Below are 22695 nucleotides of genomic sequence, written 5' to 3' on the forward strand. Positions count from 1 at the left end.
GATGAAAATCGGAGGATAAAAAATCAGTTCAAGGATGGGGAATTCAGTGGTTACCACCAGGAGCTTGCAATGGGGACAGTGAATGTTAACGGTAGCCACCGATAAATTTCAAAAAAGAACATATACCTAATATTCAACTAAACAGTGGCATCTTCAATATCTTATTCTAAATATATTAAAGCCCTCATGGGGGGTACCTGGGAAGGGCCTTCATGTTTGTAATTCCTACTTATGTAGGAAATTCTGCACAAAACATTTATTATAATCCTATTCAATAATGACAATGATGTCATTATTATATTTCAACACTAGAGAGTGTCGTTGGTGTTTAATGGGGGAAGGTGAGATGAAAAAGACAGCTGCTATATCATTAATTAGTGTTTTTCTTATGTCTGGTTGTGCTGTGCATAATGATGAGACAAGTATCGGTAAATTCGGTCTTGCCTATAAAAGTAATATCCAGCGTAAACTCGATAACCAATACTACACTGAAGCCGAAGCATCTTTAGCCAGGGGCAGAATATCTGGTGCGGAAAATATAGTGAAAAATGATGCAGCTAATTTCTGTGTTACTCAGGGCAAAAAAATGCAGATAGTTAACCTGAAGACTGAAGGGGCAGGATTACATGGCGTCGCGCGTCTGACATTCAAATGTGGAGAGTGAGAATAGATTCAAGACTACCATGGACACATCCATTTTTATCTCTGATAAGGTATTCTTCAACACCATTATTGAATGTGAGTAATAATGACAAGCAGATAGATGAAACTACAGCAGAATTTTTATTTTATGCGGCTATCAGAAAATGATGGCATAAATATTCCTATGCTTTAGCTTCATTTTTTGTAAGCGTCAAACATGCGCGTTCTGGCTGTGCGTAGCCGGAACCTGTGCGAGCACGATGCCGTTAAGTGAAAGGCATCGTGCTATGAAGGGGGATTCTATCGATGTGGTCAATGGAAGACGGTCACCTGGGATCAATCCGTCTCTATGGTTTATGCAAAAAAAATAAGCCCGTGTAAGGGAGATTACACAGGCTAAGGAGGTGGTTCCTGGTACAGCTAGCATTTTATGGGTTATGTTTTTCAGCGAAACGGATGATAACCTTAATAAATGCAGCTGTATGTGATCGGTTTCTAAGAATTTTCCATCCGGGAAAAATAATCGAAATTAATCACTTACCGTGGGGGTTACGCGTGGTTTCCCCGGAGAAATTACGCATCAGCAGCGCGTAATTTAGCTCAAGATCCTGCGGGACCGGGATCCACACAGTATAACCATCGCCCGGTGCGACCGGCATTGCTTCGCCTTTGGCGTTTTCCATATGCTCAAGGGTAAAGTTAATGTTCCCTTGCGGCGTCATCAGCTCAAGGCTGTCGCCAACGGAGAATTTATTTTTCACCGCTACCGCCGCGAGGTCGCCCTTGCGCTCACCGGTAAACTCACCAACAAACTGCTGGCGGTCAGAAACTGAATAACCGTATTCGTAGTTCTGATAATCGTCGTGAGTATGACGACGCAGGAAACCTTCGGTATAGCCACGATGCGCCAGACCTTCCAGAGTTTCCAGCAGGCTGGTATCGAACGGTTTGCCCGCAGCGGCATCATCGATAGCTTTACGATAAACCTGTGCGGTGCGTGCGCAATAGTAGAAAGATTTGGTACGGCCTTCGATTTTCAGCGAATGCACGCCCATTTTGGTCAGGCGTTCTACATGGGCGATGGCGCGCAGATCTTTCGAGTTCATGATGTAAGTGCCGTGCTCATCTTCAAACGCGGTCATATACTCGCCCGGACGCTGGGCTTCTTCGATCATAAACACTTTGTCGGTTGGCGCGCCGATACCCAGCGTCGGCTCAACATTTTGCACCGGAATCGGCTCGTACTTGTGTACGATGTTGCCAACGTCATCTTCTTTCCCTTCCTGGACGTTGTACTCCCAGCGGCAGGCGTTGGTGCAGGTGCCCTGGTTCGGGTCGCGCTTGTTGATATAGCCAGAGAGCAGGCAGCGACCGGAGTAGGCCATGCACAGCGCGCCGTGAACGAAGATCTCTACCTCCATATCCGGCACCTGATTGCGGATCTCTTCAATCTCTTCCAGCGACAGCTCGCGAGAGAGGATCACGCGGGTCAGGCCCATTTGCTGCCAGAATTTCACCGTCGCCCAGTTCACGGCGTTAGCCTGTACCGAGAGATGGATCGGCATTTCAGGGAAGTGCTCACGCACCAGCATAATCAGCCCTGGATCGGACATAATCAGCGCATCCGGCCCCATTTCAACCACCGGTTTCAGGTCACGGATAAAGGTTTTCAGCTTGGCATTGTGCGGTGCAATGTTGACCACGACATAAAACTTTTTCCCCAACGCATGGGCTTCGTTAATGCCGAGCTGGAGATTTTCGTGGTTGAATTCGTTGTTGCGCACACGCAGGGAGTAACGCGGCTGGCCCGCATAAACAGCATCTGCGCCATAAGCGAAAGCGTAACGCATATTTTTCAGCGTTCCCGCCGGGGAAAGGAGTTCCGGTTTAAACATAATTCTCTCGTTCTGATGACAGGTCAGATCCGCTTCACCTGATGAAGCGGTTAGGGGAGTGCCCCCACTTTAAGGGCGGGCATTGTAGCGCAATCGGTGGGGTTGACTCCAGTGACAATGTTAAGGGAAAGACTGAGCGCATTTATTTCGTTTTGATTCCGATAGTCGTCAGGTTCAATTGTTATCAGTTGACCTTAATTTGGTGTTAAAGAAAGGGAATATAACCCCATAACTTGTTGTGAAGTTCCGGATTGCAGGTAAAAAGCGCCTGAAGTTGCTGACGCTGAGGAGCATTTGGTTGAATGCCCGAAAGATTGAAATTGCGTTGCCATATCGCGAGCTGTTTACCTGCAAATTCTTCAGTTAGCTTGTGTTGCGATTGCAGAAGAAGAATTAAACAGGCCCATTTGTTCAAGTTATGATACAGCCGACAATATGCGCAAGCATGTTTAACTGACGGTGCGTTTTCCAGCAACTGACGTATTTCCTCGAACGTGAGCGGAACTCGACACCATACACAGATGTTAACCATAAATCGAAGCCCGGAGGCGTCCGGGTTAGCCAGTGTGGTCAGAATAATCCCTTTGACACCACCATCAGGATTGGCTTTCGCAAGAATATACATAGCGGCTAATCGCAGTGGGAATACATCCTGTGATAATCCCCATTCTGCCAGTTTTAAAATATTGGCATCATGAATGGAGTCCAGCCCGTATAAAGCTGCCCGGCGCTGTGAGGGAGTATATTCAGTCGAGGTGACAACATGACGCCAGAATTGCACAACATCCATGACGTCATTAAGCATGTTTTTAGCGCGTAGACGGATCAACATATTGTTATCCAGCAGTAATGCGCTGTACAACGCCGGAGGAATTTCTATAGCTCGGTCAGTAAGGCTAAACAACGTTGCTTGTCGAATACGCGGCCAGCGGTCTTTTAACAGACGAGTTAATACCGCTTCGCTTAACGGTAATTGTTGACGCAGCCAGTGGGTGACCGCCAGCATTCGTAAACCTTCGTCGGGCTGCTTGAGTATTAAAAGCAGCGAAGATTCATCATTAAAGTAGCCATATTCAATCAGCGTTTGTAATACTGCGCGGGAGAGTTTTTTATCAGGGCAAGTAAGCCAACACGTTAATTGTGGACGGCTATTTTCTGTCAATAAAAATCTAAGTATCTCGTCTACAAATGCACGGTGATCGTAACGCTGGCATTGGAGAAGGTTACGTATCAAGGGAAGATTAACGGCAAATGCCGCTGCATTCTTATCCTTCTTTAAATGACGTAACGCTATGGTTGCAGCAAGGCGAACCTCTTTTACCCAGTCATTAGCTGCAAGTAATAATTCTTCTATAGCTGCAACATCCTCTTTTTGTCCCAGACATTGCACGGCCTTTTCTCGTATATATCCATTGTGGTGATGGGTAAGCTGGCAAAGAACCAGAGTATCGTTGAGATCACAATCATGCGCTATATAATTGCCTGGATCGGCTATCATCGACTGGAGTTGTTGCTGGATAAGAAATAATTCACAGTCAACAGAATTATTCATTTCGACGTTAAACAAAACCCTGCGTGTAAATAATGTACGCAATCCTTTGAGCATAATTTTCCTTATCAGTTATGAGGAGAAAACTCATTTCATGATTAATAATTTCCTGAGGGATAGTAACTCTGTGATGAGAGAAAATAAAGCCGGACGCCAACAACCTACGCCCGGCATCGTAATTACGTATTGTCTTTCACCGTCTGGCTTGTGCCATTGGCTTTAACGGAGGCAATTCCGGTTTCACGAGATTGCGCGGTGGCGTACATCTGGCTGGAGCCGATAATTTGATGATTGGCGGCTTTCAGATTGAAATAGAATTTGCCGTTGCTTGCTGTTTTTTTCTCATAGCGTTCTTCTTGTGGGCTGTTGCTACGCACTGACGCGATGCCCTTTTCCGCAGAGGCTTTTGAGGTATACAGCTCGCTGGTGAGGATAGTCTCACCATTGCCCGCTTTTAGCACAAACCGGAATTGATTATCACTGCTCCTACTGAGTTCAAACCAACCAGCCATAATGACTCCTTGATTGAAATTGCGTATCGAAAACAGCATCTAAAAGGACTGTTTGCCGATTAAAGTATGAGCGATTTTCAGGTGCTTGCCAGGGCGGAGAGATAATGTCAGATAGCCGACAATGCGCGGGATAATGCTGCCGGATGTGGCGTGAATGCCTTCTCCGGCAGGTAAAAATGTTAAACGATGCGGCAGGCGTCGGCTTCCCAGCGATAACCGACACCGTAGACGGCGCGGATAAAAGACTGCTCTTCGTCCAGTGCTTCCAGCTTGCGGCGCAGGTTTTTAATGTGGCTGTCGATGGTGCGGTCAGTTACTACGCGGTAGTCGTCATAAAGGTGGTTCAACAACTGCTCACGGGAGAATACTTTTCCCGGTTCATGAGAGAGCGTTTTCAGCAGGCGAAATTCCGCAGGCGTCAGGTCAAGCATTTTACCGCGCCATGAAGCCTGAAAACGACCTTCGTCGATAATCAACGGGCTTTCAGCATCCTGTTGCTGCAACTCACGCTGCGGTTTGCAACGGCGCAAAATGGTTTTGACGCGTGCTACCACTTCCCGTGGACTGTACGGCTTACAGATATAATCATCTGCGCCAATCTCCAGACCGAGCAGGCGGTCGATCTCTTCGATTTTTGCTGTCACCATTACGATCGGAATGTCAGAAAAACGACGAATTTCCCGACACAACGTCAGGCCATCGGTGCCAGGGAGCATCAGATCCAACAGGATCAGATCCGGTGGTGTCTGGCGCACATATGGCAGTACCTGATCGCCGTGGCTGATAAGCGTCGGCGCATAGCTCGCAGCACGCAGATAATCAATAAGCAACTGCCCCAGCTTCGGTTCATCTTCCACGATCAAAATACGTGGCGTGTTTTCGTCGATTGGTAACTCGGTCATACTTCTCTCTGTAAATCCCGTTCCAGCGGTAACTCTACTGTAATGCTTACCCCGCCAAAAGGCGAATGAGCGGCAACAATGCGACCATTATGTGCTTCAACAATGTTAAGACAAATCGCCAGTCCCAGGCCGGAACCGCCGCTGGCACGGTTGCGGGAACCTTCGGTGCGATAAAAACGCTCAAACAATTTTTGCAGTTGATCGTCACTAACGCCCGGTGCACTGTCGGCAAAGGTCAGGCGCACCGTTTTGTCATGTTGCTCGGCAGAGATATGCAGGCTGCCGCCGCTGTCGGTATAGCGCAGGCTGTTTTCCAGTAAGTTATTGAACAACTGCATTAAACGATCGCGATCGCCAAATACGGTAATGCTGTCTGGCAGGGAAAATTTCAGTTTCAGCCCGCGGCTGGCGAAACGCTCACGAAATGCGCCACCCGCGACTTCCAGTAGCGGGATCAGATCCACCGACGATTTCTGGTAGGCGAGAGCGCCTTCATCAGACATCGACAATTGATGAAGATCATCCACCAGTTTGGTCAGTGTACCGACCTCTGCCTGTAAAGAAGCCACCGTCTCCGGCGTGAATTTACGCACGCCATCCTGAATAGCTTCCAGTTCGCCGCGCAGTACCGCTAAAGGCGTGCGCAGCTCGTGGGAGATATCGGCCATAAAATCGCGGCGCATCTGTTGGTTTTTCTCCAGGGTGCTGGCGAGCTGGTTGAAGTCTTGCGCCAGTTTGCCCAATTCATCTTCACTGGTGGGCGTCACGCGAGTAGTGAAATCGCCCGCTGCCAGTTTGTGTGTACCGTCCACCAGTCGTTTGACCGGAGCCAGCAAACCGCGCGCCAGTGGGAATGTCGCCAGCGCCGCTAACAAGGTAGATAAAGCGACAATCAGCCAACTGGTTTGCCTCTGTTGTCTGTCAAAATTGATATCGGTATTGCGGGTCAGTCGTTCAACAGGGGAGGCGATCACCGCACCCACTTCCGCCCCATTGACCATAATGGGCCGCCGTGTGCCGTCTGGTGGAATCGGTGCTCGCGGGCCAACCAGCACTTTGTTGTTTTGATCAACCACCCAGAATTGCGTGCGCCAACCGTGTGGCGGCATACCGGGGCCGGGCTTATCTTCGTTGTTATCATGCTCCAGCGAACGTAGGATCTGAAATACAAAGCGATCGTTATTACGCAGGAAGCGCCAGTTCCCGTGCTGGGCGTACTGCTCACCAAGCGCATCGCCGAGCATTTGCAGCCGTTGTTCATTACCATGCTTGATGTAATCGATAAAGCCGCGCTCAAAACTGATACGTACCGCCCAGTGCATCGTGATCAATAAGACAATGCAGGTGGCGAAAATCGCCAGAAACAGTTTGCCGGTAATACCGGGTCGCCAGAACTTCATTGCGCGCTCCTTTTTCGCCGCGAAATAGCGACATTTTGATGCGTATCGTTCGGCACTCTGGCAAAGATGAACGCCGGAAGGGCGATGATAAACGCCATGCTAAGCCAGGTGTACATAAAGACGGTTTGTGTGGTGCCGCTGTCGACGCTGACATGCTGTGAACCAAAAAGTCCCAGCAACAGCCCGGCGATAGTGACGCCGATACTCATCGACAGCAGGCTGTTGCCGCTGCTCGCCAGATTGTCTGGGAGATCTTTCAGCGTCAGGGTGTTCATGGAGGAGAAACGCGTCGAGTTGACCATCCCTTGTAAAAACAGGACGAACGGCAAAATGTAGTACCAGCCCAGCAGCGCGGTAGTCATAAACAGCAGGGTGACCAGCGACAGGCCCAGCGTGGTCGCCACCAGTACCCGACGGTAGCCAAAGCGATTCACCACCTGCACTACAATTCGCTTCATTCCCATGCTGCCGAGCACCATCGGGATCATCATCAGTCCGGCATGGAACGGCGAGAAACCGAGGCCAATCTGTAAGAAAACCGGTGTCATAAAGGGCAACATGCCACTGCCGATACGTCCGGCAAAGCTCCCCGCCAGGCCCAGCGAAAAGGTACGGGTGCGGAACAGTTTCAGGCTGAACAGGGCGCGGTTGTTATTTCTGGCGTGCAGCAGATAAAGCACCAGTGCCACCACGCCAATCGCTGCCAGTCCGGCAATCGCCAGCGGTGAAAGTCCCGTGCCTTTACTGCCATCCAGCGCCAGCGTTAATACCGCCATGCCGACCGCCAGCAATAAAAAACCGGAGAGATCGAAACGCCGCGTCTGCATGGTGTAGTTTGGCATTAACATCAGCGTGGCGATCGCACCGATAATCCCTACCGGAATGTTGATCAAAAAGATCCAGTGCCAGGACGCGTATTCCACCAGCAGGCCGCCGAGCGCCGGACCAAGCAGCGGACCGACTTGCCCGGGCAGCGTAACAAAGGTCATCGCCGCCATATATTGCTCGCGCGGTACAATTTTCATCACCGTCAACCTGCCGACCGGCACCATCATCGCGCCGCCAACGCCCTGTAACGCGCGTGCCAGCAACAGTTCGTTTAGCGTGCCGGAAAGCGCGCAAAACAGTGAACCGAGAGTAAACAGTACGATGGCGGTAAAGAAAATATTGCGCACGCCGACTTTGTCCGCCAGCCAGCCGCTGGCGGGCAGCATCACCGCCACGGTCAGCACATAAGATACGATGACCATGTGCATATGCAGCGGGCTTTCCCCGAGGCTTTGCGCCATTGAGGGAAGCGCGGTGTTAACGATGGTGGTGTCCAGCGACTGCATAAAGAAGCCGAAAGCCACAATCCACAATTGCCAGCGGGTGCTGTCGGGAAGATCTGTCATTTACTCAGTTACCGTTTGTTTAGGTTTACGCGAAAAACGCAGCCGCAGACGGTCGAAGAAGAGATACACCACTGGCGTGGTATACAGCGTCAGAAGCTGGCTCATTACCAGACCGCCGACAATGGTGATCCCCAGGGGTTGCCGCAGCTCCGAGCCGTCACCGCCCGACAATACCAACGGCAGCGCACCAAACAGCGCCGCCAGGGTAGTCATCATAATCGGGCGAAAACGCAGCAGACAGGCCTGGAAAATAGCTTCCTGCGGCGTCAGGTTACCGTGCCGTTGGGCTTCGAGCGCAAAATCGACCATCATAATGGCGTTTTTCTTCACGATGCCGATTAATAGCATGATCCCTATCAGGGCGATTAGGCTGAACGGGGCATTGAATAGCTCCAGCGCCAGCAGCGCCCCAACGCCCGCCGAGGGCAGGGTGGAGAGAATCGTCAGTGGATGCACGTAACTCTCGTAAAGGATACCCAGCACGATATACACCGTGGCGATGGCTGCGATAATCAGGATTACCTGCGAGTTCATCGTCTCCTGGAATACCTGCGCTGTTCCGGCAAAACTGCCGCGCACCGTCGAAGGCACACCTAGCTGGGTCATTGCGCGGTCGATCGCCGCACTGGCGTCCGAGAGCGATTTTCCGGTCGGTAAGTTGAACGAGATGGTCGAGGCCGCCGATAATCCCTGATGATTCACCGACAGCGGGGCATTCGCCGGTTGCCATTTAGCGAAATATGACAGAGGGATCGCTTTTCCTTCGTTATTAATGACGAACATTTTTTCCAGTGCACTGATGTCCTGGGTATAGCGCGGATCCACTTCCATCACCACTTTATACTGGTTCATGGGCTGGTAAATGGTCGAGATTTGCCGCTGCCCGAAGGCGTTATTCAACAGGCTGTTGGCGGCCTGCACGTCGATTCCCAGTCGTGCCATAGTGTCGCGGTCGTAAACCAGATTCATCTCCGCGCCGTTATCCTGCTGGTCGGAATTCACGTCCGCCAGTTCCGGTAACGTTGCCAGTTTTTTGCGGATTTTCGGCTCCCATTCGCGCAGCGCCGCCAGGTCGTCGGAGAGCAACGTATACTGGTAACTGGCGTTCGACTGACGTCCGCCAACGCGAATATCCTGTACCGCCATCAGGAACAGATTCGCCCCCGGTTCTTTCGCCAGCTTCACCCGCAGACGGTCGATAATTTGCTGCGCCGTTTCGCTGCGCTCGTCGCGCGGTTTGAGAGTGATAAACATCATCCCACTGTTCACCCGCGAGCCACCGGTAAAGCCGGTGACATTATCCACTGCCGGATCGTCACGGATAATTTTCATGAAATCCTGCAATTTGCCGCGCATCGCCTGAAATGAAATACTTTGATCCGCCTGTATCCCGCCCATCAGTACACCAGTGTCCTGCTCCGGGAAGAAGGTTTTCGGGATCGAGATATACAGCCAGATATTCAGCGCAATGGTGCCAAGCAGCACCACACCCACCAGACGGGTATGATTGAGCACCCATTTCAGCGACTTGCCGTAGCCTTGTTGCAGAGCAACCAACATGCGACCAAAACCACGCAGTCGCTTTTGCTCGCGCGGCTTGCTGGCTTTCAGCATCCAGCCGCACATCATTGGCGTTAGCGTCAGGGAAACCAGCAACGAAATACCAATGGCGACAGAAAGCGTCACGGCAAACTCGCGTAACAGGCGTCCTGGCAATCCGCCCATCAGCAGCAGCGGCAGGAACACCGCCACCAGTGACAGACTCATCGACAGCACCGTAAAGCCGACTTCGCGAGTACCTTGCAGCGCGGCTTGCAACGGTTTCATCCCCGCCTCCAGATGACGGGCAATGTTTTCCAGCACCACGATGGCATCATCCACCACAAAGCCTGTAGCGATGGTCAGCGCCATTAACGAAAGATTATTGAGACTGAAACCACACAGGTACATTGCCGCAAACGTACCAATCAGCGAAACCGGCACCGCAACGGCGGGAATAATAGTGGCGCGACCCGAGCGCAGGAATAAAAACACCACCAGAATCACCAGTGCCACCGAGATAATCAGCGTTTGCTCGACTTCTTCCAGCGAGGCGCGAATGGTGGGGGAGCGATCCTGGGCAATTTGCAGATCAATTGCCGCCGGAATGGTCTCCTGCAACTCCGGTAATTTTGCCCGGATGCTGTCAACCGTCTGGATAATATTGGCTTCCGGCAGCTTGCGGATCATCAGCAAAATAGCCGGTTTGGCGTTGGTCATCCCGGCGTTGCGCACATCCTGCACCGAGTCGGTCACCGTCGCCACATCGCCCAGACGAACCGCGCCGCCGTTGTTGTAATGAATAATCAACGGCTGATATTCAGCGGCGGTTTTCAGTTCATCGTTAGTCTGGATCTGCCAGCGGTGAGTGCCATCTTCCAGCGCCCCCTGCGGTTTACGCACGTTGGCATTGCTGATGGCAGTGCGCACATCGTCCAGCGAGACGCCCTGATTAAACAGCGCCTGCGGATTCAGCCCGACGCGCACGGCGGGCAACGAGCTGCCGCCGACATCGACATCACCGACGCCGTCGATTTGCGAAATTGTCGGAGCCAGTTGCGTCGAGGCGAAATCGTACAGTTCACCCTGCGAATAAGTATCGGATGTCAGCGTCAGGATCATAATTGGCGCATCCGAAGGATTCGCTTTGCGATAGGTCGGACGGCTTGGCATTCCGCTGGGCAGCAAACTTTGCGCGGCGTTGATCGCCGCCTGCACATCGCGCGCCGCGCCGTTGATATCCCGGTCAAAATCAAACTGCAAAATAATACGCGTGCTGCCAAGCGAACTGCTGGAGGTCATTTCACTGACCCCGGCAATGCGCCCAAGTGAGCGCTCCAGCGGCGTGGCGACGGAAGACGCCATTGTCTCCGGCGACGCACCGGGCAGCGAGGCGCTGACCATAATCACCGGAAAATCGACCTGTGGCAGCGGGGCGACCGGCAGCATACGGAAGCCCAGTATGCCGCACAGGGTAATGGCAACCGACAGTAAAATCGTCGCCACCGGACGGTAAATGAAGAGGGCAAAAAACTTCACTTACGCCTCCTCTTCATGGCGAGCAAAGCGGCTTTTGGTCCACAATGCCAGGCGGTCGAACAGCAGATAAATCACCGGCGTGGTGAACAGCGTCAGCACCTGGCTAACAATCAGGCCGCCGACCATGCCGATGCCTAACGGACGACGTAGTTCCGCGCCGACTCCGGTGCTCAACATCAGCGGCAGCGCGCCAAGCAGTGCCGCCAGAGTGGTCATCAGGATCGGACGAAAACGCAGCAAACAGGCCTGGTAAATTGCATCGCGCGGCGACATGCCTTGCTCGCGCTCGGCAGCCAGCGCGAAGTCGATCATCATGATGGCGTTTTTCTTCACAATACCGATCAGCAAAATAATGCCGATGATTGCGATCACATCCAGTTCGCTACCGGCAATCAGCAACGCCAGCAGTGCGCCAACACCTGCCGTTGGCAACGTCGAGAGAATGGTGATCGGGTGAATAAAGCTCTCGTACAGAATGCCGAGCACGATGTACATCGCCACCACTGCCGCGACAATCAGCCAGACAGTGCTGCCCAATGCCGACTGGAAGGCGAGGGTGCTACCCTGGAACTGCGTGGTGATATCCACCGGCAGATTCAGCGTCTTTTCGGTGTCCATAATCGCCTGCACCGCATCGCCCAGCGAATAGTTATCTGGCACGTTAAAGGAGATGGTCGTTACCGGGAACTGATCCAGATGGTTGATGGAGAGCGGCGCAAAACGCTGCTCAATTTTGGCAATTGAGCTTAACGGCACCACGCCACCGTCGCTGCTGGTCAGGCGAATGGTATCCAGCGCCGCAAGCCCTGGGGTATTTTCGGTATTGTGCTCCAGCACCACGCGATACTGGTTAGCCTGAGTATAAATGGTGGAAATCAGTCGCTGACCAAACGCGTTGTACAGGGCGTTATCGACGTCCGCCATGCTGATCCCCAGACGGCTGGCGCTGTCGCGATCAACATTGACATACGCCACCAGCCCTTTGTCCTGCCAGTCACTGGAGACATCAGAAAGCTGTGGCAGCTGCTGGAGTTTTTCCACGAGTTGCGGCACCCAGGTGCTGAGCGCATCCAGCGATGTGGCCTGCAAGGTAAACTGGTACTGGGTGCGGCTGACCTGAGTATCGATAGTCAGATCCTGCGTTGGTTGAAGGAAGAGATCGACACCCGGCACTTTATCGACCGCCGATTGTAGACGGGAGATAACTTTTTGCACCCGGTCATCACGTTCATCCAGCGGTTTGAGGTTGATTTGTAAACGCGCACTGTTCAGTGATGGGTTAGTGCCATCAACGCCAACAAATGAGGTCAGACTTTGCACTGCCGGATCCTGCAAAATCACATCCGCGACCTGGCGTTGCCGCTGGGCCATATTGGCAAAGGAGCTGGACTGCGGTGCCTGCAAAGTGCCCTGAATAATGCCGTTGTCCTGTACCGGGAAGAAACCTTTCGGAATGAACACCCATAAGAGAACGCTCAGCAGCAGCGTGCTGAGCGCTACGCTTAAAGTCAGCCACGGATGATTCAGCACTTTCGTAAGTCCACGACCATAGGCGGCAATTATCCTGTCGAACATTTTTTCCGAGGCCCGGGAGAAGCGGTTCTGTTTACGCAGCGACTCCTGGCTGAGCATCCGCGCGCACATCATCGGTGTCAGGGTCAGCGACACCACGGCTGAGATCAAAATCGCGACGGCCAGAGTAATAGCAAATTCGCGGAACAGTCGCCCGACGATATCGCCCATAAACAGCAGTGGGATCAACACCGCAATCAGTGAGAAGGTCAGCGAGATAATGGTAAAGCCGATTTCACCCGCGCCCTTGAGCGCCGCCGCCAACGGTTTTTCGCCTTTTTCGATATAGCGGGAAATGTTTTCGATCACCACGATGGCGTCATCGACCACGAATCCGGTGGCGATAGTTAACGCCATCAGCGTCAGGTTATTGATCGAAAAATCGAGAAACACCATGACCGCGAAGGTGCCGATTAACGACAGCGGCACCGCGACGCCAGGAATGATGGTCGCCGGAATATTGCGCAGAAACAGGTAGATAATCATGACTACCAGCGCGATAGCCATCATCAGTTCAAACTGGGTATCGTCGACTGATGCGCGGATATTGGTGGTACGGTCAGAAAGTACCGTCACCTTCACCGATTTCGGCAGACTCTCGGTGAGCTGTGGCAGCATCTGCCGGATGCTGTCGGCGGTGGAGATAATGTTAGCACCAGGCTGGCGCTGAACATTCATCACAATGGCCTGTTCTTTATTTGCCCATGCGCCAAGCCAACTGTTTTCTGCGCCTTGTTCAACGGTTGCGACATCACCAAGACGAATCGGCGCGCCGTTCTGGTAGGCGATAATCAGCTGGCGATATTCATCTGCAGATTGCATCTGGTCGTTCGCGGAAAGCGTGACCGCGCGGGAAGGGCCGTCGAGGCTACCTTTAGCCGAGTTAACGTTAGCGCCGGTAATGGCGGTGCGCACGGTTTCGCTGGTCAGGCCGAGGGCGGCAATCGCCTGGGCGTTAAGTTTGACGCGAACAGCCGGACGCTGACCGCCGGAAAGCGTCACCAGCCCGACGCCGGAAATCTGCGAGATCTTCTGCGCGACGCGGGTTTCCACCATGTCTTCCACTTGCGTCATCGGCATGGCGGTTGATGTGACGGCAAGCGTCATGATCGGCGGATCTGCCGGGTTCACTTTGCTGTAAACCGGCGGGTTAGGCAGATCGCTCGGCAACAAGTTGGTCGCAGCGTTAATCGCGGCCTGCACTTCCTGCTCGGCGACATCCAGCGGTAATGTTAGCTGGAACTGCAAAGTGATAACTGACGCGCCGCCGGAACTTTGCGACGACATCTGTTTCAGGCCGGACATCTGCCCGAACTGGCGTTCGAGCGGTGCGGTAACGGCAGAGGTCATGACATCCGGGCTGGCGCCAGGGTAGAGGGTGACCACCTGAATGGTTGGATAGTCCACTTCCGGCAGCGCCGAAACGGGCAGGGCACGATAACCGATAATCCCGGCGAGTAAGATCGCCACCATCAGCAGCGTGGTGGCGACAGGACGCATAATAAACAGGCGCGACGGGCCGCCTGTGCTGCTCGGGGGTAACACCTGCATCAGGAGCGTGCTCCTTTTTTCGCGTATTCGCGGCTGGTGGCTTTCTCTTCCGAAGTGGTGGCGCTTTGAGCTTCAACCACTTCCACTTTCGCCCCTTCGGTCAGACGATCAATGCCATCCGTCACTACGCGGTCGCCTGCAGAAATACCTGCGCGGATCACCACTTTCTGACTGTCCTGAATGCCCGGCGTCACTAGATGTTTGCTGACCTTGTTTTCGCTATTCAGCACCCAGACAAAATGGCCTTCGTTGCCCATTTGCAGGGCGGCGGTGGGGATCACCACGGCGTTTTGTTCGGTGTCGACTAACATGCGCGCGTTAACAAACTGATTGGGAAACAGCGCATCATCCTGATTATTAAAGCGTGCTTTCACTTTAATCGTACCGGTAGTGGCATCGATTTGGTTATCGAGACTTAACAGCGTGCCTTCACTTAATTTCTTCGAGTTGGTGCGATCCCAGGCTTCAACAACCAGCGGTTTTCCGGCTTTTTGCGCCTGCACTACGGTAGCGATATCGCTTTCCGGCAGGGTAAAGAGCAAATCGATAGGATGCGTCTGGGTGATCACCACAATCCCGGTGGTATCACCACTGGAGATTTGGTTACCAACATCAACCTGCTTGAGACCAACGCGACCATCGACTGGTGCGGTGATGCGGCTCCAGTCGAGTTGCAGCTGCGCACTGGCGACGCTCGCTTCATCAGCCTTAATGGTGCCTTCGGTTTCACTGACCAGCGCCTGTTGGGCATCCAACTCCTGACGGGAGACGAGATTGGTTTTTGCCAGTTGCTGATAACGCGCTAAATCACGGCGGGCGTTGGCTAGTGTGGCTTTATCTTTTGCCAGTTGCCCCTGAGCTTGTGCTAATGCAACTTTGAACTGGCTGGGGTCAATTTCTGCCAGTAAATCGCCTGCTTTGACCTGCTGACCCTCCTGGAAATGTAATGCCATCAGTTGACCATCTACGCGACTGCGCACCGTAACGGTGTTAGCAGCGGTAATCGTACCAAGCCCGGTGAGGTAACGCGGAACCGCCTGTTCCACGGCAGTTGCTGCCTGAACCGGGGCCAATGGGCCGGAACGCATACCACGGCGGCCACCGGCTGGCGACTGCTGTGCTTGCTTCGTCGCACCTGGCGCTGCGCTCTGGGATTCATTGCGGCCTTGCCAGAACCAGAAAGCGGCGATGGCGGCGATAACCACCACGATTACGATTACCCAACGGGATTTATAACTGCCTTTCATCGTTAAGAGTTTCTCTTCCTGAAACGTTTCGCGGAATGATACTAGTGTAGCCAGCCAATAAGGGAGAAAAATGGAGGAATTATGAAACACTGTCGGGAATCGTCTGAATGACGGGCACTTTTGCGAGCACGCATCCAGTAATAACACAGGAAACTATTTTATCTGCGCGTTAGCGATAGACTGCATTCAGGGCAAAAGGAGGTAGGCCGACGATTTCAGCGGGACGCTGAAACGGGAAAGCCCCTCCCGAGGAAGGGGCCTTAAATAAGGAAAGGGTCATGATGAAGTGGATCATCATCGTGGTGCTCTTAGTCGTTAGCTACCCAGCTTACTAAGACTACCAGGGCGGGGGAAACCCCGCTCTACCCTCACTCCTGAAAATATGCCTTCACGGTCAGAATGTCAATCCGCAGGCTTTGCAGTCTGCGATCCTGCCAGCAAATATTCTTTGCGAGTCGTTACGCAATAATCACAGATGAAACTATTTTATCTAAGCGTTAGCGATAGACTGCATTCAGGGCAAAAGGAGGTAGGCCGACGATTTCAGCGGGACGCTGAAACGGGAAAGCCCCTCCCGAGGAAGGGGCCTTAAATAAGGAAAGGGTCATGATGAAGATACTCATCATCGTGGTGCTCTTAGTCATTAGCTTACCGGCTTACTAAGACTACCAGGGCGGGGGAAACCCCGCTCTACCCTCACTCCTGAAAGTATGCCTTCACAATCAGATTGTCAATCCGCAGGCTTTGTAGTCTGCGATCCTGCCAGCAAATATTCTTTGCGAGACGTTACGCAATAATCACATGTGAAACTATTTTGTCTGCAAGTTAGCGATAGACTGCTTGCATGGCGAAAGGAGGTAGGCCGCCGATTTCAGCGGGATGCTGAAACGAGAAAGCCCCTCCCGAGGAAGGGGCCTTAAATAAGGAAAGGGTTATGATGAAGCACGTCATCATACTGGTGATACTCTTAGTGATTAGCTTCCAGGCTTACTAAGAACACTAGGGGGAGAGGGAAACCTCTCCCTAACCCTCACTCCTGAAATTATGTCACTCCGCCCTTAGTGTCAATCGACGGCTCTCCATTCTTGCGAGGCGAATAGCAAAATTTTCTGCGCCGCCGGGCCTAATTCTGAAAGTTTCTTCGTTTGCTCTTATTTCATTATTGCAATCGGTATGATACCGGACCTCAATAATTCTCTAAGAAAGGATTTCTTATGAGCGAACAAATCACGTTTGCCACCAGCGATTTTGCCAGTAACCCGGAACCACGTTGCCCCTGCATTCTGCTGCTGGATGTTTCTGGCTCGATGAGCGGCAGACCTATTAATGAACTTAACGCCGGATTGGTTACCTTTCGTGATGAACTGCTTGCTGATCCGCTGGCTTTAAAAAGAGTGGAACTCGGCATTGTGACGTTCGGCCCGGTGCATGTGGAACAACCCTTTACCAGCGCCGCTAACTTTTTCCCGCCCATCCTGTTTGCCCAGGGGGATACGCCTATGGGGGCCGCCATTACCAAAGCCCTGGATATGGTTGAAGAGAGGAAACGTGAGTACCGCGCAAATGGTATTTCGTATTATCGCCCGTGGATTTTCCTGATCACCGATGGCGCTCCAACCGATGAGTGGCAGGCTGCCGCCAACAAAGTGTTTCAGGGGGAAGAAGATAAGAAGTTTGCCTTCTTTTCCATCGGTGTTCAGGGGGCGGATATGAAGACTCTGGCACAAATCAGCGTTCGTCAGCCTTTGCCACTGCAGGGATTACAATTCCGTGAACTGTTTAGCTGGTTATCCAGTTCGCTGCGTTCGGTTTCCCGCTCCACGCCGGGAACGGAAGTTGTGCTGGAAGCGCCAAAAGGCTGGACGTCAGTGTGAGCTGGCGTCTGGTTTATGCATCCGCTGTTGGAACGTCGCACATTAGCGCTGATTTACCTTGTCAGGATGCCTGCCAGATGCAGGTTGCCTGGCTAAATGACCAGCAGCCATTACTGGTGATGTTCCTTGCTGATGGCGCAGGTAGCGTTTCGCAGGGAGGAGAAGGCGCGAAGCTCGCCGTCAATGAAGCGATGGCGTTTATGGTGCAAAAAGTACAGGACGGTGAATTGGGGCTTAATGATGTCCTCGCCACAAATATGGTACTGACCATTCGTCAACGACTTTTTGCCGAGGCAGAAGCCAAAGCATTAGCAGTTCGCGATTTTGCCTGCACGTTTCTGGGATTGATTTCATCGGCTAACGGCACCTTGATTATGCAAATTGGCGACGGCGGTGTAGTGGTGGATTTTGGTCGTGGTCTGGAACTGCCGCTCACGCCGATGGTGGGTGAATATGCCAATATGACGCATTTCATTAGCGATGAAGATGCTGTTTCCAGACTGGAAACTTTCACCAGCACTGAGCGTGCGCATAAAGTTGCAGCATTTACGGATGGTATTCAGCGACTGGCGTTAAATATGCTGGATAATTCTCCGCATGTGCCTTTCTTTACCCCGTTTTTCAATGGACTGGCGGCAGCAACGCAGGAACAACTCGATTTATTACCTGAATTGTTAAAGCAGTTTTTGTCGAGCCCGGCGGTAAACGAGCGTACCGATGATGATAAAACGTTGGCACTGGCGCTGTGGTTACCATGAAACCCACTTTATATACTGCTACTGGTGAGTGCGTTACGCCAGGCCGTGAACTGGGCAAAGGCGGTGAAGGTGCGGTTTATGATATCGAGGAGTTTGCCGATAGCGTCGCCAAGATTTATCACACGCCGCCACCCGCCTTAAAACAGGACAAACTTGCCTTTATGGCTGCGACAGCTGACGCGCAGTTGTTGAATTATGTCGCCTGGCCGCAGGCAACGCTTCACGGTGGGCGAGGCGGAAAAGTTATCGGTTTTATGATGCCAAAAGTTTCTGGTAAAGAACCGATTCATATGATCTATAGCCCGGCACATCGTCGCCAGAGTTACCCTCATTGTGCGTGGGATTTTCTACTCTATGTTGCGCGCAATATTGCTTCATCTTTTGCTACGGTTCACGAGCACGGGCACGTCGTGGGGGACGTAAACCAGAACAGCTTTATGGTAGGTCGCGACAGCAAAGTGGTGTTGATCGATAGTGACTCCTTTCAGATTAACGCCAATGGCACACTGCATTTATGCGAAGTCGGCGTGTCGCATTTTACGCCGCCAGAGCTACAAACCTTGTCGTCATTTGTCGGCTTTGAACGCACCGCGAATCACGATAATTTTGGCCTTGCCTTGCTGATATTTCACGTCTTGTTTGGTGGTCGGCATCCTTATTCTGGTGTGCCGCTTATCTCTGATGCGGGTAATGCGCTGGAGACGGATATTACCCATTTCCGTTATGCCTACGCGTCAGATAATCAGCGACGTGGTTTAAAACCGCCGCCACGATCGATTCCGCTATCGATGTTACCGAGTGATGTTGAAGCCATGTTTCAGCAGGCATTCACGGAAAGTGGCGTGGCAACCGGGCGTCCGACGGCTAAAGCGTGGGTAGCGGCACTTGATTCTCTGCGCCAACAGTTAAAGAAATGTCCCGTTTCGGCAATGCATGTTTATCCCGCTCATTTGACCGACTGCCCGTGGTGTGCGCTGGATAATCAAGGCGTTATCTATTTTATTGATCTCGGCGAAGAGGTCATTACCACCGGCGGGGATTTTGTGCTGGCAAAAGTCTGGGCGATGGTGATGGCGTCAGTAGCACCGCCAGCATTGCAACTGCCATTACCCGATCATTTCCAACCGACTGGCAGGCCGCTTCCTTTAGGCCTGTTACGGCGCGAATACATCATTCTGCTTGAGATCGCACTGTCAGCATTATCGCTGCTGCTTTGCGGCCTTCAGGCAGAACCGCGTTATATTATTTTGGTTCCTGTGCTGGCGGCTATCTGGATTATTGGCAGTCTGACAAGCAAAGCGTACAAAGCAGAAGTTCAGCAACGCCGTGAGGCATTTAATCGTGCGAAAATGGACTATGACCATTTAGTCCGCCAGATCCAGCAGGTAGGCGGCCTGGAAGGTTTTATCGCCAAACGGACGATGCTCGAAAAAATGAAGGACGAAATTCTCGGGTTACCGGAAGAAGAGAAACGCGCTCTGGCAGCACTTCATGACACTGCAAGGGAACGGCAGAAGCAGAAGTTTCTGGAGGGATTTTTTATTGATGTTGCCTCTATTCCCGGCGTTGGCCCTGCGCGTAAAGCGGCGTTACGGTCTTTTGGTATTGAAACAGCCGCAGATGTTACCCGTCGTGGCGTTAAGCAAGTGAAAGGGTTTGGCGACCATCTGACCCAGGCGGTTATCGACTGGAAAGCGAGCTGTGAACGCCGTTTTGTGTTCAGGCCGAATGAAGCGATAACGCCAGCAGACAGACAAGCGGTAATGGCGAAAATGACCGCCAAACGACATCGGCTGGAATCGACGTTGACTGTCGGCGCGACAGAGTTGCAGCGATTCCGCCTTCATGCTCCAGCACGGACCATGCCGTTGATGGAACCGTTACGTCAGGCGGCAGAAAAACTGGCTCAGGCGCAGGCAGATTTAAGCCGCTGCTGAGCCATTTTCTTTTAACGAAACACCACTTCCGCCCAGCGTGCCAGCCCGGCGGTGACGGAGCCAAAGTCATCGCCGCCTGCAATCGGAATTCCCGGCAACTGTTCTGCCAGCGCTTTTTTAATCAGCGGCGAACGGGCGCTACCGCCGGTCAGGTAGATAACGTCCGGTTTTTCCTGGGCGTTATCCAGGGCCAGTTGCACCTGTTCCAGAATCCGCGCCAGTGGCTGGCTGAGGGCGCTTTCCAGCCCTTGCTGGCTAATCAGCGTAGCCAGTTCATCGCTGATAAACGGCAGTGAGGCGCGGGTTTCCGCTACGCTTGAAAGAGCAATTTTGCACTCTTCTGCGCTACGCACCAGGCGATAGCTTAAACGCTGACGCCAGACTTTCTGTAGCAGGGCCACTTTTTCCGGTTCGCGGGCATCGCGTACCAGATCGTTAAGCAGACGACCGTTGGCACTACTGTAGAAATCACTCTGCGCAGGTACGTCGTTGATGGCAACCGCATTCCACCACGGCAGAATCGGCAGGGCGATGCCTTTTTCGGTTTCGCCACCCATGCCCAGTAACGGCATCAGGTTTTTAAACGCCAGTGCGATGTCCAGATCGTTACCGCCAATACGGCAACCACTGTGACCCAGCAGGCTGGCTTCACGATCGAGACGCGAACGCCACTGCGGCCCCATCAGCAGCAATGAACAGTCAGTCGTACCACCGCCGATATCCACCACCAGCACCCGTTTTTCTTCCTGCAAGGTGGCTTCGTAATCCAGCCCAGCCGCGACCGGCTCGTACTGGAATACCACATCCTTAAACCCGGCACGCTTCGCCGCGCGTTCCAGAATCCCTTGCGCCTGGGCGTTTGCTTCATCGCCGCCCAGCCCCTGGAAGTTGATCGGGCGACCAATCACCGCCTGAGTAATCGCTTCTGGCAGCTGCGCCTGCGCCTGCTGGCGAATGTGCAACATCATTGCGCAGACCAGATCCTCAAACAGCGCTACCTGCTGCGGTTTTAAGCCGCTGGCACCGAGGAACGATTTTGGTGATTTCACAAACCACACTTCTTCTGGATCATCAATGTACTGTGCCAGTGAGGAAAGACCGAACTGCACGCTTTTCGCCGTAACATCGATATCTTCTTCGCGGTTATAACGAATCGCCCGACGTAACAGCGCCTGCGTTTCATCGTCGTCTGCCGGAACATCATGATGGCGGTACAGCCATTCACTTACTGCTTCACGCGTTGGCGCGCAAAGCATTGAAGGCAGCAGCGTGCTGTCGTTTTCCATTTTCAGTAATTGCGGTTTACCGTCACGCATGACCGCCACTGAACAGTTTGCTGTACCGTAATCAAAACCAATAAACACGAATTAATCCCCATGCCGGTGAAGAAGGGGCGTGACTTTAGCGAAATGTTGCCGTCGCGACAACCGGAATATGAAAGCAAAGCGTAGCGTCTGAATAACGTTTATGCTGAAAGCGGATGAATAAGGAGATGCGATGTATACCCTGAACTGGCAGCCGCCGTATGACTGGTCGTGGATGTTGGGATTTCTCGCCGCCCGTGCGGTGAGTGGTGTGGAAACGGTCGCTGAGGATTATTATGCCCGTAGTCTGGCGGTGGGCGAATATCGCGGCGTGGTGACTGCTATTCCGGATATAGCCCGCCATACTCTGCACATAAATTTAAGTGCAGGTTTAGAACCCGTTGCCGCTGAGTGTCTGGCGAAAATGAGCCGCCTGTTTGATCTGCAATGTAACCCGCAGATTGTTAACGGTGCGTTGGGCAAGTTAGGCGCGGCGCGGCCCGGATTGCGTTTACCCGGCTGTATTGATGCTTTTGAGCAGGGTGTGCGGGCGATTTTAGGCCAACTGGTGAGCGTGGCGATGGCGGCAAAATTGACTGCCAAAGTTGTACAGCTTTATGGCGAACGGCTGGATGATTTTCCGGAGTATATCTGCTTCCCCACGCCTCAGCGGCTGGCAGCAGCCGACCCGCAGGCATTAAAAGCGTTAGGCATGCCGTTGAAACGGGCAGAGGCACTGATTCATCTGGCAAATGCGGCGCTGGAGGGCAGCTTACCAATGACAATTCCGGGCGATGTGGAGCAGGCGATGAAAACGCTGCAAACTTTTCCGGGTATCGGGCGCTGGACGGCGAATTATTTCGCTTTGCGTGGCTGGCAGGCGAAAGATGTTTTTCTGCCGGATGATTATCTGATTAAACAGCGATTTCCGGGGATGACACCGGCACAAATCCGCCGTTATGCCGAGCGCTGGAAGCCCTGGCGTTCTTATGCGCTGTTGCATATCTGGTATACGGAAGGCTGGCAACCAGACGGAACGGACGAATTGTAGGCCTGATACGTCGCATCAGGCAATGGGCA

At 52.7% G+C, this 22695-nt stretch carries 18 protein-coding genes; 8 read left to right on the plus strand and 10 right to left on the minus strand.

Annotation, left to right across the window (positions count from 1 at the left end; all coding sequences use genetic code 11):
- The first annotated feature begins 346 nt into the window (after positions 1-346).
- Positions 347-664: a hypothetical protein gene (locus BGE37_RS04315; RefSeq protein ID WP_001353116.1), complete on the plus strand. Its 318-nt coding sequence runs from the start codon at positions 347-349 to the stop codon at positions 662-664.
- Between the two features lie 511 nt (positions 665-1175).
- Here the strand turns inward: BGE37_RS04315 and trhP are convergent.
- From trhP to mdtA, 9 genes are all read right to left on the minus strand, one after another.
- On the minus strand, positions 1176-2537 hold the full coding sequence (trhP, locus tag BGE37_RS04320; protein WP_000476037.1) for a prephenate-dependent tRNA uridine(34) hydroxylase TrhP: 1362 nt from the start codon (positions 2535-2537) through the stop codon (positions 1176-1178).
- Between the two features lie 205 nt (positions 2538-2742).
- Entirely contained in the window at positions 2743-4143 is a 1401-nt protein-coding gene (locus tag BGE37_RS04325; protein ID WP_105287817.1) for a HEAT repeat domain-containing protein, read from the minus strand.
- 122 nt (positions 4144-4265) lie between these two features.
- The gene (locus tag BGE37_RS04330) at positions 4266-4598 is read right to left on the minus strand and encodes a YegP family protein (protein ID WP_001364219.1); all 333 of its coding nucleotides are present in this window, start codon (positions 4596-4598) and stop codon (positions 4266-4268) included.
- Between the two features lie 179 nt (positions 4599-4777).
- On the minus strand, positions 4778-5500 hold the full coding sequence (gene baeR / locus BGE37_RS04335; protein WP_000137876.1) for an envelope stress response regulator BaeR: 723 nt from the start codon (positions 5498-5500) through the stop codon (positions 4778-4780).
- Positions 5497-6900: an envelope stress sensor histidine kinase BaeS gene (gene baeS, locus BGE37_RS04340; protein WP_000675171.1), complete on the minus strand. Its 1404-nt coding sequence runs from the start codon at positions 6898-6900 to the stop codon at positions 5497-5499. The genes baeR and baeS overlap by 4 nt, the downstream gene beginning before the upstream one ends.
- Entirely contained in the window at positions 6897-8294 is a 1398-nt protein-coding gene (gene mdtD / locus BGE37_RS04345; RefSeq protein ID WP_105287818.1) for an MFS transporter, read from the minus strand. Before mdtD ends, baeS begins: the two co-directional genes overlap by 4 nt.
- Complete coding sequence (mdtC, locus tag BGE37_RS04350) at positions 8295-11372, minus strand: multidrug efflux RND transporter permease subunit MdtC (RefSeq protein ID WP_000667531.1); 3078 nt, start codon at positions 11370-11372, stop codon at positions 8295-8297.
- The gene (gene mdtB, locus BGE37_RS04355; protein WP_105287819.1) at positions 11373-14495 is read right to left on the minus strand and encodes a multidrug efflux RND transporter permease subunit MdtB; all 3123 of its coding nucleotides are present in this window, start codon (positions 14493-14495) and stop codon (positions 11373-11375) included. It abuts the gene before it with no gap.
- The gene (gene mdtA, locus BGE37_RS04360) at positions 14495-15742 is read right to left on the minus strand and encodes a multidrug efflux RND transporter subunit MdtA (RefSeq protein WP_000679022.1); all 1248 of its coding nucleotides are present in this window, start codon (positions 15740-15742) and stop codon (positions 14495-14497) included. The genes mdtB and mdtA overlap by 1 nt, the downstream gene beginning before the upstream one ends.
- A 278-nt stretch (positions 15743-16020) precedes the next feature.
- Here mdtA and BGE37_RS25930 point away from each other — a divergent pair, with 278 nt between their 5' ends.
- The 6 genes from BGE37_RS25930 (at position 16021) to yegI (ending at position 20311) form a co-directional block, all read left to right on the plus strand.
- Complete coding sequence (locus tag BGE37_RS25930; RefSeq protein WP_100733666.1) at positions 16021-16077, plus strand: type I toxin-antitoxin system Ibs family toxin; 57 nt, start codon at positions 16021-16023, stop codon at positions 16075-16077.
- A 271-nt stretch (positions 16078-16348) separates the two neighbouring features.
- Positions 16349-16405 carry a type I toxin-antitoxin system Ibs family toxin gene (locus BGE37_RS04370; RefSeq protein WP_100733667.1) on the plus strand — a complete coding sequence of 19 codons (57 nt, stop codon included), beginning with the start codon at positions 16349-16351 and terminating at the stop codon, positions 16403-16405.
- 271 nt (positions 16406-16676) lie between these two features.
- Complete coding sequence (gene ibsA / locus BGE37_RS04375) at positions 16677-16736, plus strand: type I toxin-antitoxin system toxin IbsA (protein WP_010723109.1); 60 nt, start codon at positions 16677-16679, stop codon at positions 16734-16736.
- 220 nt (positions 16737-16956) lie between these two features.
- The gene (locus tag BGE37_RS04380) at positions 16957-17616 is read left to right on the plus strand and encodes a vWA domain-containing protein (protein ID WP_000003176.1); all 660 of its coding nucleotides are present in this window, start codon (positions 16957-16959) and stop codon (positions 17614-17616) included.
- Entirely contained in the window at positions 17613-18374 is a 762-nt protein-coding gene (locus BGE37_RS04385; RefSeq protein ID WP_000119055.1) for a PP2C family serine/threonine-protein phosphatase, read from the plus strand. Before BGE37_RS04380 ends, BGE37_RS04385 begins: the two co-directional genes overlap by 4 nt.
- On the plus strand, positions 18371-20311 hold the full coding sequence (gene yegI, locus BGE37_RS04390; protein ID WP_105287820.1) for a protein kinase YegI: 1941 nt from the start codon (positions 18371-18373) through the stop codon (positions 20309-20311). Before BGE37_RS04385 ends, yegI begins: the two co-directional genes overlap by 4 nt.
- 11 nt (positions 20312-20322) lie before the next feature.
- Here yegI and yegD read toward each other — a convergent pair whose 3' ends face one another.
- Positions 20323-21675: a molecular chaperone gene (gene yegD, locus BGE37_RS04395; RefSeq protein ID WP_105287821.1), complete on the minus strand. Its 1353-nt coding sequence runs from the start codon at positions 21673-21675 to the stop codon at positions 20323-20325.
- Positions 21676-21808: 133 nt separating this feature from the next.
- On the opposite strand from yegD, the gene alkA reads away from it, so the two are divergent.
- Positions 21809-22666, plus strand: coding sequence for a DNA-3-methyladenine glycosylase 2 (alkA, locus tag BGE37_RS04400; protein WP_000288410.1), 858 nt, complete (start codon positions 21809-21811; stop codon positions 22664-22666).
- The last annotated feature ends 29 nt before the right edge of the window (positions 22667-22695 follow it).

It is taken from the genome of Escherichia sp. MOD1-EC6300 (assembly GCF_002965045.1).
In the GTDB taxonomy this organism is placed as follows: domain Bacteria; phylum Pseudomonadota; class Gammaproteobacteria; order Enterobacterales; family Enterobacteriaceae; genus Escherichia; species Escherichia coli_F.